The sequence below is a fragment of the Bacteroides zhangwenhongii genome (assembly GCF_009193325.2).
GTDB classification, from domain to species: Bacteria; Bacteroidota; Bacteroidia; order Bacteroidales; family Bacteroidaceae; genus Bacteroides; species Bacteroides zhangwenhongii.
This window is the reverse complement of sequence record NZ_CP059856.1, coordinates 2,425,244-2,438,313: the sequence shown is the minus strand read 5'-3', so window position 1 is coordinate 2,438,313 and position 13,070 is coordinate 2,425,244. Positions and strand designations below refer to the sequence as shown.

Sequence of the window (13,070 nt, the reverse complement as noted above, 5' to 3'; positions counted from 1 at the left end):
TAAATGTAAATGATATGTATGCCAATAAAGTAAAGAAAATAGCTGCCATTCATGACCTTTCGGGGATGGGGCGCGTATCTCTCACGGTCGTTATCCCTATTCTTTCATCTATGGGCTTTCAAGTCTGTCCGCTGCCTACGGCTGTGCTGTCCAATCACACGCAATATCCCGGTTTCTCTTTTCTCGATCTGACGGACGAAATGCCGAAGATTATTGCCGAATGGAAAAAACTGGAAGTGCAGTTCGATGCTATCTATACGGGATATCTGGGCTCTCCGAAGCAGATTCAGATCGTTTCCGATTTTATCAGGGACTTCCGGCAGCCGGATAGTTTAATCGTGGCTGATCCCGTGTTGGGAGATAACGGTCGGCTGTACGCTAATTTTGATGGGGAGATGGTGAAGGAGATGCGTCACTTGATTACAAAAGCGGATGTAGTTACCCCGAATTTGACAGAACTGTTTTATCTGTTGGACAGGCCTTATAAAGCGGACAATACAGATGAGGAGTTGAAAGAATATCTTCGGCTCTTGTCTGATAAAGGTCCTGATGTGGTTATCATAACCAGTGTTCCCGTACATGGTGAACCTCATAAAACTTCTGTTTATGCTTATAACCGTCAAGGAAACCGTTATTGGAAGGTGACTTGTCCTTATCTGCCTGCCCATTATCCGGGTACAGGGGATACTTTTACAAGTGTTATCACGGGGTCTTTGATGCAGGGTGACAGTTTGCCAATGGCGTTGGACCGTGCCACGCAGTTTATTCTACAGGGTATTCGCGCTACTTTCGGATATGAGTATGATAACCGCGAGGGTATTTTGTTGGAAAAAGTACTCCATAATCTGGATATGCCGATACAAATGGCCAGTTATGAACTGATTTAATATTCAAGCAGGCTTTTGCGTTAATCGAATTTGACGGTTACCTCCGCCTGCTTGTTTCCGTATGTCCAGTCCGGTCCTTCCTGAACCAGACGGATTGCCTCTTTGTCGGAAGATTCGCAGAGACTCTTCTTTACTTTAATGTGGAAAGGCCGTCCGTCCCTATTGACCAGAAAGGTCAATACCACTTTTCCTTTCACTTGTGCGCACGTTTCGTCCGTCGGACGGACCAGATTCTCTTTCAGATATTTCTGATATTTACGTTTTCCGTCAACGGGTTGCGGAGTGTTATCTTTATTTGCCTTTTTATTGACTCCGTATCCCATTACCACCACTTCGCTGAGTCCTTTTTGGTCTTCGTTCATGGTAATGAGCATTGTCCGGCTGGTATCTACCGGAACTTCTACCGGGTCATATCCGATATACTGTGCTGTCAACTGCTTGTTCTCTGCTTTTTTGAGTAATGAAAATTCTCCATTCACATCTGTAACGGTTCCGATATTCGTTCCTTTGTACATTACGCTGGCGCCGATAAGCGGTTCCCCTTTTTGGTCGGTCACTTTTCCTTTGATTATATCATTGGTGGGAATAACTGCCATTTTAGCTATTCTCATCTTTTTGACGGATTCGGGATCAGAAGCTCCTGTTGTCATTATTACTTCTTCGTCTGTCGCTGCAACCGTTTGATCCGAAGTTTCCTCCTCCATAGGCATTGTTGTAATGGGAGCACTTGGAGGCTTGGAAATGGTAGTCCGGCTTTTGGCGATGATATCTTTCTTATCCGCTTGTTTCGTGGAAACTGGGGAAATAGGAGTGGAATCCGTCTTTGTCTTTATGGGAGCTAGTGCGATTTCCTTTTGTGGAATTATCGGAATGACAGGCTCTGGTGTCTCTTTCAGGAACAGGAAATAGCTGCTGATTCCGAATCCGATCACCAGACAGGCGGCAACACTCCAAATGATAGCGTAGGTATTTCTTTTCTTTGTAGAACGGGCAGAAATTTGTATCCGCAGTTGCTCAATCCGTTGTTCGTGATTTCCCTCCACTTGGTTGTATCCATCTATCGCATCAGCCAGGAAAGGGTCTTTCATCGACTCTTTTTCCAACCGATGTGCTTCTTTTCCTTTGCGGAGTCCTTGTATGTAGTCCGATAGTCTCATAGGGTTTGTTTCTTGATACAGATTTTTAAGTTTCGCTTTCCGTTCTGGATATAGCTTTTTACATTATTCAGAGTAAATCCGGTCTGTTCGACAATATCCGCATACGACATTTCCTCTAAAAAGAAACGTGTAATGCTGGTCCGTTGTTCTTCGGGCAACTTTTCGAGACAGTGATGTAATGCTTTTAACCGGTCTTCCGAACTTTCCTCTTCACTTAATAGATGCAGAAATTCATCGGATTCCATAATATTAATGGTGTAATCTAACGGAATTTCTTTATTCTCCTTCCGCAGAAGTTGCAAGCAATGATTTTTTGCCACCCGGTAGAGCCAGGGCTTGAACACTTTGATCTCATAATTTCCCAGCTTAGGCAATAAATCTTCAAACAACTGCATGACCGCTTCCTGTGCCCGGTCTTCGTCTTGCAGATATTTCAGGCACAGTCCATACAGTAACGGGATATAGCGGTTGTATAATTCACCGAAATATTCCGTATCCCCGGACTGGGCGTAGTGTGTGAGTAGCTCCTCGTCCGACAGTTTGGATATGGTTCTTTTAAAAAACAATGCCTATTCTTCTTCGTCGTCAATAATGACTTGATATTTTTCTTTCATTATTTCAAAATCATCTGCAATCTGTTCCAATATTTCATGTATATCCGTGCTCTTTACCAATGTGGGCATACCGTAATAGATAGATGCTTTATATGGTAACAGTATCATTTTACCTTTGGGAAGAGAACGTCCCATGCCGGTCATGAATACGGGAATATATTTTACTTCAGGTCGCAGAGACAGGATACGGGCTATGCCGGATTTAATTTTTCCCATCTGTTCCGGCTTTCCTCTGGTTCCTTCCGGAAAAAGAATCAGTGAATATCCTGCATCGATGGCTTCAAGCATTTTGCGGATCGGGTCATGTTCCGAATCTTTTTCTCCTTTCCTTCTGATTAGCAGTGTGTTGATGAAATAGTTACTTATGGAAGCCTGAAAGCGGTTTTTACCGAAATAATCTTCTGCTGCTACAGGTTTGACTTTCCATAAAAGTTTTCCGGGCAGAGAAGATAATAAACTTAAAGTGTCCAAATGGCTGTTGTGGTTGGCTAGAATGATGAACTGCTTTTCTTTCTTGAGGAATCGGCAATCGGTGAACTGAACTCCTACGATCAGTTTCAAGAACCATTGGCATATACCTTTATATATAATCTGCATGATAGCAGCTTGCATGAATCTCTTTTCCATTCTTTCCTTTAATATGCAATGTAATAAACTAAATGAAAAAAGACGGGAGCGGTGTAGGACAGAGAATCTATCCGGTCGAATACTCCTCCATGACCGGGAATACTGTTCCCCATGTCCTTAATTCCTTTATCCCTTTTGATGGCGGAGATGACTACGTCTCCCGAGAATCCGGCAATGGCAATAAGAGCGCTTACCAGAAGAACGTTAGGAGCGGAGAGGGGAGTCAGGAAACCGAGAAAGTAACCAATGGCGGTAGTGCTGATTACACCACCTAAAAATCCTTCCCATGTCTTGTTCGGACTTACTTTCGGAAGTATCTTATGTCGTCCGAGAAGTTTGCCCCAGATAAATTGCATAACATCGTTGATTTCCGTAAGGAATACAAGGAATAATAGCAGACCTCGTCCCCCCGCATTGAATCCCGGCAGTTCGGGAAGTGACAGGAGATAAGCGAGGTGGCTGATACCGAATACCGAAAGCATTAGAATCCACTGTAATAAAGCCATCGACTTGGTGATTCCGTGAGTGTCTTCTTTCAAAACCAGTCGTAAGGGTAATACGAGAAACATAACTACCGGGATGAAGATGATGAATGCTCCATACCAGGCAAGGTAAGCAAGGTAATATTGAATGGGAATGGCCAGTATCCCCCAGAATAATGCTCCGCGATCTGCCTCTCTGAATCCCAACACCGAATACAGTTCTCTGAAAGCAATGAAAGAGAGAAAGGCAAGGAAGAAATAAGAAATATTATAGCTGATAAATACAGCACCGATAAACATACCCGCCATGATCCACCATGAACGTGTGCGGGCGGAGAGTTCGCTGATATTTGTTCTTGGAGAGATCTTCTTTACGAGAAAAAGAATAAGGCTTGCCGTAATGAGCAGTCCGATGATGAGCGAAATGACGATAATCAGTTCATCGCTTAGCGTAGGAAATATGATATCCAGTAGTTCTTTCATTTTATTTCATTGTTTGGTGTGTGTGACATGAGGTACAGACGGTGTATCAGTGTTGCGACAAGGCCGACATTTATAATTATCAGGGCTATGAGACATACCATCCGGTCGTATCCTGCGTGAATGGTACAGGTGGCTACTGCAAAGGCAAGCGTGAGCAATGCCATGCGGTGTTGCTTGGCCATCGGGCCGTTAAAGAAATGCTGGTGCGTTTTGTAGGCTCCTATCCAGCGGAAATAAGCTGTCATCACGGCAAGAAGAGCAGCCAGCCATCCTAGTTCAATACCGAATCCGCCTGCTACATATCCGACGGGAATGATGAACAAAGCATCGGCGAATCGGTCGGGCATATCATTGTAGAGATCCCCGTTGGCACTTTTCTTCCCTCCTTCGATAGCTACCATCCCATCGAACAGGTTGCAGAGTAACCGCGACTGCATGCAAACGATGAACAGAATGTAGGCTACATACTTGTTAAAACCGGGATCAATGACTGTGCCGATCAACAGAAGGCATCCCACCATAGCGAAGAATATGCTCATCATGGAAATTTGATTGGGAGTGATACCCCAACGAGTTAGTTTGCGGGCGATAAGAGTAGCCCAGACCGTGTTTCGTGAGGCTATTTCCCGCCTTCCATCAACTTCGTTTTTCATATTTATGATATGTTTATGTTTGGCAAATATACATATCATATTAAGAGTTACAAAGGAATAAGTAGGAATTTTTAAGTGACTTTTTTCCGCCCGGATAAAAAAAGTTCAGGCAATTTATGGAATCTGTGTGAAATCCGCATCTCTATAGTAAAAGCGATGAATAGTAACATTTTAAAATAATGAAGTTATGAGAACAAACCAATTCAGAGCAATCATGCTCGTACTGCTGATGGCAGTTATTTGCTTAGGAACAATGAATGCGCAAACTATTACCGTGACCGGTATTGTGACGGACGCAGCGGATGGAACTTCGATTACCGGTTGTTCGGTAGTGAATAACCGTTCCAAAAGTGGGGCAATCACAGATGTGAACGGTCGTTATTCCATTCAGGCCCAAAAAGGGGATGTATTGTTATTCCGGTTTATCGGGTATAAAGAAGAAAAAAGAGTGGTTGAGTCGGTCAAACTGGATGTTAAAATGAAGACTGATGATGTGGCGTTGGAGGAGTGTGTCGTAGTGGGATACGGTACAATGAAAACAAAGGCAGTGACCGGTGCGTATGTAGCGGTGTGTCCGACTGCCATGTATGATATGGATGCGAGAATGAATACGGAAGAGTATGGCCGAATTCAGGAGAATGGTTTCAAGAGTGTAGCGGATACTCCGCTTTCTACTTTCTCTATTGATGTGGACCCTGCTTCTTATAGCAATATGCGTCGTTTTATCAATAGAGGAGAATTGCCTCCTGCCGATGCAATCCGTACGGAAGAATTAGTGAATTACTTTTCTTACGACTATCCGAAACCAACGGGCGACGATCCTGTGAAGATAACTGTGGAAGCCGGAACTTGTACTTGGAATACAGCTCATCGGCTTGTTCGTATCGGATTGAAAGCTAAAGAAATTCCGACGGAGCAGTTGCCGGCGTCCAATCTTGTATTCTTGGTTGATGTTTCCGGTTCTATGTGGGGGGCTAATCGATTGGATTTGGTAAAGTCATCGCTCAAACTGTTGGTGAATAATCTGCGGAATAAAGATAAGGTGGCAATCGTGACTTATGCAGGCAGTGCCGGTGTGAAACTGGAAGCTACTTCGGGCGGTGATAAACAGAAAATCCGTGAAGCGATAGATGAATTGACCGCAAGCGGATCTACTGCAGGAGGCGCGGGCATTCATTTGGCGTATCAAATAGCTAAAAAGAACTTTATCTCTGATGGCAATAACCGTATCATACTTTGTTCCGATGGTGATTTCAACGTCGGCGTTTCTTCCGCCGAAGGATTGGAACAATTGATAGAAAAAGAACGGAAAAGTGGCGTACATCTTACTGTACTAGGCTATGGAATGGGTAACTACAAAGATAAGAAAATTCAAGTATTGGCTGAAAAAGGAAATGGGAATCATGCCTATATAGATAACTTGCAGGAAGCCAACCGTGTTTTAGTAGGCGAATTCGGTGCTACATTGCATACTGTGGCAAAAGATGTCAAACTGCAAGTGGAATTTAATCCTTCTCAAGTACAGGCATATCGTCTGATCGGTTACGAAAGCCGTCTGCTGAAAGACGAAGATTTCAATAATGATGCGAAAGATGCCGGAGATATGGGAGCAGGACATACGGTAACAGCTTTTTATGAAGTGATTCCCGCAGGTGTGAAGAATGAATATGTAGGTAAAGTAGACGACTTGAAATACCAAAAGAAAGAAAAAATGACGCTGAAGCCGACCGGATCTGATGAACTCCTTACTGTGAAATTGCGCTACAAAGCTCCGGATAAGGATGTCAGCAGGAAAATGGAACTTCCTTTTGTAGATAACAAAGGAGATAGTGTTTCTTCCGACTTCCGTTTCGCTTCGGCAGTAGCCATGTTCGGACAGTTGCTTCGTGATTCTGACTTTAAAGGAACTGCCGATTATGACAAAGTCATTAAGCTGGCTAAACAGGGATTGAATAATGATGAAAGAGGATATCGAAGAGAGTTTATCCGACTGGTTGAGGCTGCTAAAGGATTGGAAAAGGCGGGTAAGAATTAGTCTAAGAGAGAGTTTTCAAACTGAGCCGGGAGTAGTGACTTATCTGTGAGGCAATAATAAGAAAACCGCAAATGGCTTGACGACTATTTGCGGTTTTCTTATTGCACGGGAGGAGAGGCTCGAACTCCCGACACCCGGTTTTGGAGACCGGTGCTCTACCAACTGAGCTACTCCCGTGTTTGCGGCTGCAAAGGTAGTAGAAACTTCTGAATCTCCAAACATTCGGGTAAATAAGTTTTGAACTATTTTAATTTTTCCCATTCATCGGGCTTGAAACCGACCAATACAAAACTGTCTGTTACTACTAGAGGACGTTTCACCAACTTACCGTTTGTAGCCAGCAGTTCTATTTGTTCCTCTTCGCTCATGCTTGGCAACTTCTCACTCAGTTTCAGCTCTTTATAAACGAGTCCGCTAGTGTTGAAGAATTTCTTTATAGGCAGACCGCTACGGGGAATCCATGCTTTTAGCTCTTCTACTGTAGGATTTTCTTCTACAATCAACCGGTTTGTATATTCAATGTTATTTTCTGTTAACCACTTTTTGGCTTTTTGGCATGTGCTGCATGCCGGATACTGCAAAAATAAAGGTGTCATACTCATTTCTAATTTATTATTTGATATTTGTTGTTTCACATTTAGGGTAGTAACTGTAAATCCTGATACATGATTCGATAGGCAGCCGCTTTCTTATCCAATGCCAATGGGTATGCTCGCGATGATGAAGGCATACGATACAGCCTCATTGCACGTTTCTCAAAAACAAACTCCGAATAATCGCCGACTTTCGGTTCTTCTACATCCAATTGTTGCCGGAGTGTGTCAGTAGCTTTCTGACCAGTCGTAACGATGGCCTTACATTCGGGAAGCCGACGAAGCATTGCGGCAATATCGGTGGCTTCCACAACCTCCAGAAACTTATCGGACGCATTGTCTTGTAGTCGGCGAACGGACGAGGCCGTATCGAACAGTGCAATTCCTTTCTCATTTAGAAAGTCTATAATCCGTTCACGGCAAAACGCTTTTCGTGTAGGATTTAGAAAGTAGTCTTTGTCATTAAAAAACAACACACCGAAAATACGCCACATATCATTATTCAGGTTCGGGTAATAGAAGTCCATAGACCAACGCTTTTTCTGCGGTGGAAAACTTCCCAGCATTAGCAGTTTGGCTTTTGCCGGAAGAAATGGTTCTAGTGGATGTTTCTCGATTTCCATCATTATGTATCATTTTAATTTCATGCAAAAATAGTGATAATGTTTATTTCGTTCAAAATCAATGTGAAAAAATGCAATATATAAAATATTTACGTATTTTTGTGGCATAATGAATAGACAGTCTTTTATAATATCATTGAGAGTTCAAGTTGTTGTAAGTTGTTTATTGAGTTCATTCTTCTTTTTAAGCGAGAATGGTTACGCTTCGGAACAAGTTACGTTTATAGAAACCATAGAAACCCCTACGGATAATGCGACGGCAACGGTAAGGGGACGTGTTGTCGATACCAATGGCGAGCCGCTTATCGGGGCAACCATTCGTGAGAAAGGAGGAGCGAACGGAACTGTCAGTGATATAGACGGTAGCTTCTTTTTGTCCGTTCCGGATAGCGCTATTCTGCAAGTTTCCTTTATCGGTTATGAGACAGTGGAAGTCAAAGTAGCGGGTAGGGCAATGCTTGAAATCTCCCTTCGGGAAAATACGGTCATGCTTGATAATGTAATTGTGACTGCTCTAGGGCTTGAAAAGGATGAATCTACTTTGGCCTATTCGACTCAGAAAATAAAAGGGGAAGAATTGAATCGGGTAAAGGAGATAAATATGATAACAGCCCTTGCCGGAAAAGCTGCAGGAGTGCAGGTCAACAAGAATTCTTCCGGTATGGGTGGTTCTGCCAAAATCACTCTTCGGGGAGTCCGTTCGGTATCCGGAGATAATCAGCCGCTTTATGTGATAGACGGTGTGCCGATGTCCAACACTTCTCCGGAACAGGCTTATTCGGCGATTGGCGGAACGGCAAATGCCGGAAACCGGGATGGAGGAGATGGTATCTCCAATCTGAATCCGGAGGATGTAGAAAGTATCAGTATCTTGAAAGGCGCCCCGGCAGCGGCTTTGTATGGAAGTCTAGCTGCCAATGGAGTAATCCTGATCACTACCAAAAAAGGAAATTCTACAGGGAAAAGAAGTATCCACTTCTCTACCGGACTTACTTTTGAAAAGGCTTTCAGCTTACCCCGGATGCAAAACAGCTATGGGGTGAGTGATGTGATAGATAGTTGGGGTGAAAAGGAAAGTTTGGAGGTGCATGATAATCTGAATGATTTTTTCCGTACCGGACTTACTTCGATGACTTCCGTATCCGTCAGTCACGGAAATGAAAATCTGCAAACTTATTTCTCTTATGCCAATACTACCGGACGGGGTATTATTGAAGGGAATAAATTAAAGAAGCATAACATCAATCTGCGTGAAACGGCTGCCATGTTCAACAAACGTCTGAAGTTGGATGGCAATGTCAATGTTATGAAACAAACGGTTGAGAATAAGCCCGTCTCAGGAGGTTTCTATATGAATCCGTTAGTAGGGCTTTACCGTTTTCCGCGTGGCGAAGATCTGTCTTATTATAAGGAGCATTTTGAAACTTATAATGAAGAGCGTAATTTGAATGTGCAGAATTGGCATACGTTTACCGAAGATTTCGAGCAGAATCCATATTGGATAGTGAATCGCATCCAAAGCAAGGAAACACGCACACGTGTCATTCTTGCTCTTTCCGCCACTTTCAAAGTGAGTGGTTGGCTGACGATACAAGCACGTGGCAATATGGATTATTGGGCTGACAAATTGCGTCAGAAATTCTATGCTTCTACCGCAACTGCTTTATGCGGAGTGAACGGGCGTTATCTTGAGATGGACTATCAGGAAACGCAGATGTATGGTGACGTGATGGCTATGTTTAAGAAAACATGGGGTGATTTTACTCTGGATGCGGCTATCGGCGGCAGTATCAATGATAAGGTGGTGAACTCAACCCGTTACGACTCGAAGAATGCTTCTTTGAAATATGCCAATGTGTTTAATATTGCCAATATCGTGATGAACAGCTCTGCCAGTATTGATCAGAAGATAGATGCACACCGGCAGTTGCAATCACTTTTCGGTACGGCTCAGATAGGTTATAAGAAAAAGATATTTCTTGATTTGACAGCCCGTAATGACTGGTCGTCCACGTTGTCCTATACCAAGCATGAGAAATCAGGGTTTGCTTATCCGTCCGTCGGTCTTTCCATACTGCTTGATAAATGGCTGAAATTGCCCGAATGGATTTCTTTTGTAAAACTACGCGGGGCTTACAGTAAAGTGGGAAATGATATCCCTCTGTACATCACAAATTCTACTTCGCACGTCAATGCCGGTGGTGAAGTACAGGCAAATGATGCTGCGCCTTTTAAAGAAATGGAACCGGAAATGACTCATGCTATGGAATTCGGAACGGAATGGAAGTTCTTCCGACACCGTTTGGGAATTAACCTGACTTATTATCGCACAAATACGTATAATCAGTTTTTCAAACTTCCTGCTCTCGCCGGTGATGAGTTTGCTTATCGGTATGTGAACGCCGGAAATATTCAAAACAAGGGATGGGAAATTACGCTGAATGCTACTCCGGTGTTAACTTCTGACTTCACATGGAAGACGTCGCTCAACTTTTCTTCCAATAAGAATAAGATTGTGAAGTTGCATGATGACTTGAAGGAGTTTGTTTACGGACCTACAAGTTTTTCTTCAAGCTATGCTATGAAATTGGTGAAAGGCGGTTCTATCGGGGATATATATGGAAAAGCTTTTGTGCGCGATGATCAGGGAAAGATTGTTTATGGGACGGAAGGAGATCATAAAGGGCTGCCGTTGGTGGAAGGAGATGGTAATACGGTGAAAGTAGGAAATGCCAATCCGGTCTTTTTAATGGGATGGAATCATACGTTTTCTTACAAGGGATTCAGTCTTTACTTCTTGCTCGACTGGCGTTATGGTGGTAAAGTCCTTTCGCAAACGCAGGCGGAAATGGATCTTTATGGAGTGTCGGAAATAACTGCCGACGCTCGTGATAAAGGATATGTTGTGCTGGAAGGGGAACGGATAGACAATGTGAAAGGATTCTATAAGAATGTGGTAGGCGGACGTGCCGGAGTGACGGAATATTATATGTACGATGCCACCAATCTGCGTTTGCGTGAAGTGTCGCTGAGTTACAATTTCCCTAAGGAATGGATGCAGAAAACTAAAGTATTGAAGAATGTGCAACTTTCGTTTGTAGCCCGTAACCTGTGTTTCTTGTATAAGGAAGCACCTTTTGACCCGGATCTGGTACTTTCTACAGGAAATGATAATCAAGGTATCGAGGTGTTCGGAATGCCTACTACCCGTAGCCTGGGTTTTACGCTGAAATGTGAGTTTTAAAATCTGAAAAGGGAAAATGAAGAAACGATACATATATTTATATTTGATAGGCTGGTGGCTTTTTTGCGTAGCATGCACGGGTAACTTCCGCGATTATAATACCGATCTGTCCGGCATTACGGATGAAGATCTGATCATTGACGATAATGGTTATGGAATCCGTCTGGGGATTATCCAACAAGGCATTTATTTTAATTACGATTACGGAAAGGGGAAGAACTGGCCTTTCCAGTTGATACAGAACCTGAATGCGGATATGTTCAGTGGATATATGCATGACGCCAAACCTCTGAACGGCGGTTCCAATAATTCCGATTATAATATGCAGGACGGTTGGAATAGTGCGATGTGGACACATATGTATTCGTATATTTTTCCACAGATATATCAGTCGGAGAATGCTACCCGTGATACTCATCCAGCTCTGTTCGGTATTACGAAAATATTGAAAGTGGAAGTGATGCATCGGGTAACGGATTACTATGGCCCTATTATTTACAGGTATTTTGCGAATGCGGAAAAGCATTATCAACCTGATACGCAGAAAGAGGCCTATTATGAATTTTTTAATGAATTGGATTCTGCCGTTGTCGCTCTTACTGGTTATATCGAAGAAAAACCGGAATCCAATGGGTTCGCCCGTTTTGATATTCTGCTGGATGGCAAGTATTCCTCTTGGGTGAAGTTTGCCAATTCTCTGCGCTTGCGTTTGGCTATGCGTCTTGCATCAATCGCTCCCGACAAGGCACGTTTGGAAATAGAGAAGATAAAGAAAAATGATTACGGCTTCTTTGAGAGAGGATCGGAAAAAGTTGCGGTTTCTACAAAAACGGGATATACTAATCCGTTGGGAGAACTTAATCTGGTGTGGAATGAAACGTATATGAATGCTTCAATGGAGTCTATACTTACGGGATACGATGATCCCCGACTCAAAGCCTATTTCGTTCCTTGTACGGATGAAAAGTTTAGGGGAGAGTATCGTGGCATTCGTCAGGGAACCTGTTTTGCACATAATCATTATGCAGGGCTGTCCCGATTGTCGGTCACACAGGCTACGGACGCACCTCTGATGACGGCTTCTGAAGTCTGGTTTTTACGTGCTGAGGCCGCTTTACGCGGTTGGACAGACGAAGATGAAGAAAACTGCTATCGGAACGGAGTGATGACTTCTTTCGAACAATGGGGTGTCTATGGAGTAGAAGATTACTTGAAGAGCGAACGGATAGCTTCGAATTTTGTAGACACTTATGAAACGGAGAATAATATGGAAGCTCGTTGTAAGGTATCACCAAAATGGAATCCGTCGGATGATAAGGAGAAAAAGCTGGAGAAGATTATTACCCAAAAGTGGATTGCCATGTTTCCCGAAGGCTGTGAAGCTTGGGCTGAACAACGACGTACGGGATATCCCCGCTTGTTTCCCGTACGTTTCAATCATAGCAGGAACGGATGTATAGATTCGGAGACGATGGTACGTCGACTTCACTTTCCCGGTACTTTGCAAACAGAAGATCCGAAGCAATATTCTGCCCTTGTGAAAGCCTTGGATGGAGAAGATCATGAAGGTACACGCCTATGGTGGGACACAGGAAATAATAATTTGAAATAAAAAATCTGTGTAAGTAATGTGTGTATATGTGCAGGTTTAACTAATTTTGCGCTTTCATTA

General features: G+C 43.2%; 11 protein-coding genes and 1 tRNA gene. 4 read left to right on the top strand and 8 right to left on the bottom strand.

Translation table 11 applies throughout. From position 1 onward, the window contains the following. Positions 1-14: 14 nt before the first annotated feature. A complete protein-coding gene (locus tag GD630_RS09965; protein ID WP_143868302.1) occupies positions 15-887 on the top strand; it encodes a pyridoxamine kinase in 873 nt (290 codons plus the stop codon). Between the two features lie 20 nt (positions 888-907). Here GD630_RS09965 and GD630_RS09960 read toward each other — a convergent pair whose 3' ends face one another. From GD630_RS09960 to GD630_RS09940, 5 genes are read right to left on the bottom strand one after another with little or no spacing between them, the layout of a single operon-like run. After that, the gene (locus GD630_RS09960; protein WP_143868303.1) at positions 908-2,044 is read right to left on the bottom strand and encodes an energy transducer TonB; all 1,137 of its coding nucleotides are present in this window, start codon (positions 2,042-2,044) and stop codon (positions 908-910) included. Then, complete coding sequence (locus tag GD630_RS09955) at positions 2,041-2,610, bottom strand: RNA polymerase sigma factor (protein WP_022275455.1); 570 nt, start codon at positions 2,608-2,610, stop codon at positions 2,041-2,043. Before GD630_RS09955 ends, GD630_RS09960 begins: the two co-directional genes overlap by 4 nt. Before the next feature lie 3 nt (positions 2,611-2,613). After that, complete coding sequence (locus GD630_RS09950) at positions 2,614-3,270, bottom strand: lysophospholipid acyltransferase family protein (RefSeq protein ID WP_022275454.1); 657 nt, start codon at positions 3,268-3,270, stop codon at positions 2,614-2,616. A 23-nt stretch (positions 3,271-3,293) separates the two neighbouring features. Further along, entirely contained in the window at positions 3,294-4,250 is a 957-nt protein-coding gene (locus tag GD630_RS09945) for a phosphatidate cytidylyltransferase (protein ID WP_143868304.1), read from the bottom strand. Continuing rightward, on the bottom strand, positions 4,247-4,903 hold the full coding sequence (locus GD630_RS09940) for a CDP-alcohol phosphatidyltransferase family protein (RefSeq protein WP_143868305.1): 657 nt from the start codon (positions 4,901-4,903) through the stop codon (positions 4,247-4,249). Before GD630_RS09940 ends, GD630_RS09945 begins: the two co-directional genes overlap by 4 nt. Positions 4,904-5,090: 187 nt before the next feature. Here GD630_RS09940 and GD630_RS09935 point away from each other — a divergent pair, with 187 nt between their 5' ends. Then, a complete protein-coding gene (locus tag GD630_RS09935) occupies positions 5,091-6,938 on the top strand; it encodes a vWA domain-containing protein (RefSeq protein ID WP_143868306.1) in 1,848 nt (615 codons plus the stop codon). 104 nt (positions 6,939-7,042) lie between these two features. On the opposite strand, the gene GD630_RS09930 is transcribed toward GD630_RS09935, so the two are convergent. From GD630_RS09930 to GD630_RS09920, 3 genes are all read right to left on the bottom strand, one after another. Next, positions 7,043-7,115, bottom strand: a tRNA-Trp gene (locus GD630_RS09930). A gap of 65 nt (positions 7,116-7,180) precedes the next feature. Beyond that, positions 7,181-7,534 carry an arsenate reductase family protein gene (locus GD630_RS09925; RefSeq protein WP_143868307.1) on the bottom strand — a complete coding sequence of 118 codons (354 nt, stop codon included), beginning with the start codon at positions 7,532-7,534 and terminating at the stop codon, positions 7,181-7,183. Between the two features lie 41 nt (positions 7,535-7,575). Further along, entirely contained in the window at positions 7,576-8,154 is a 579-nt protein-coding gene (locus GD630_RS09920) for a uracil-DNA glycosylase family protein (RefSeq protein ID WP_007765498.1), read from the bottom strand. A gap of 109 nt (positions 8,155-8,263) precedes the next feature. Between GD630_RS09920 and GD630_RS09915 the strand changes: the two genes are divergently transcribed. Further along, complete coding sequence (locus GD630_RS09915; RefSeq protein ID WP_143868309.1) at positions 8,264-11,398, top strand: SusC/RagA family TonB-linked outer membrane protein; 3,135 nt, start codon at positions 8,264-8,266, stop codon at positions 11,396-11,398. A gap of 16 nt (positions 11,399-11,414) precedes the next feature. Further along, positions 11,415-13,010: a SusD/RagB family nutrient-binding outer membrane lipoprotein gene (locus tag GD630_RS09910; RefSeq protein WP_143868310.1), complete on the top strand. Its 1,596-nt coding sequence runs from the start codon at positions 11,415-11,417 to the stop codon at positions 13,008-13,010. Positions 13,011-13,070: the final 60 nt, after the last annotated feature.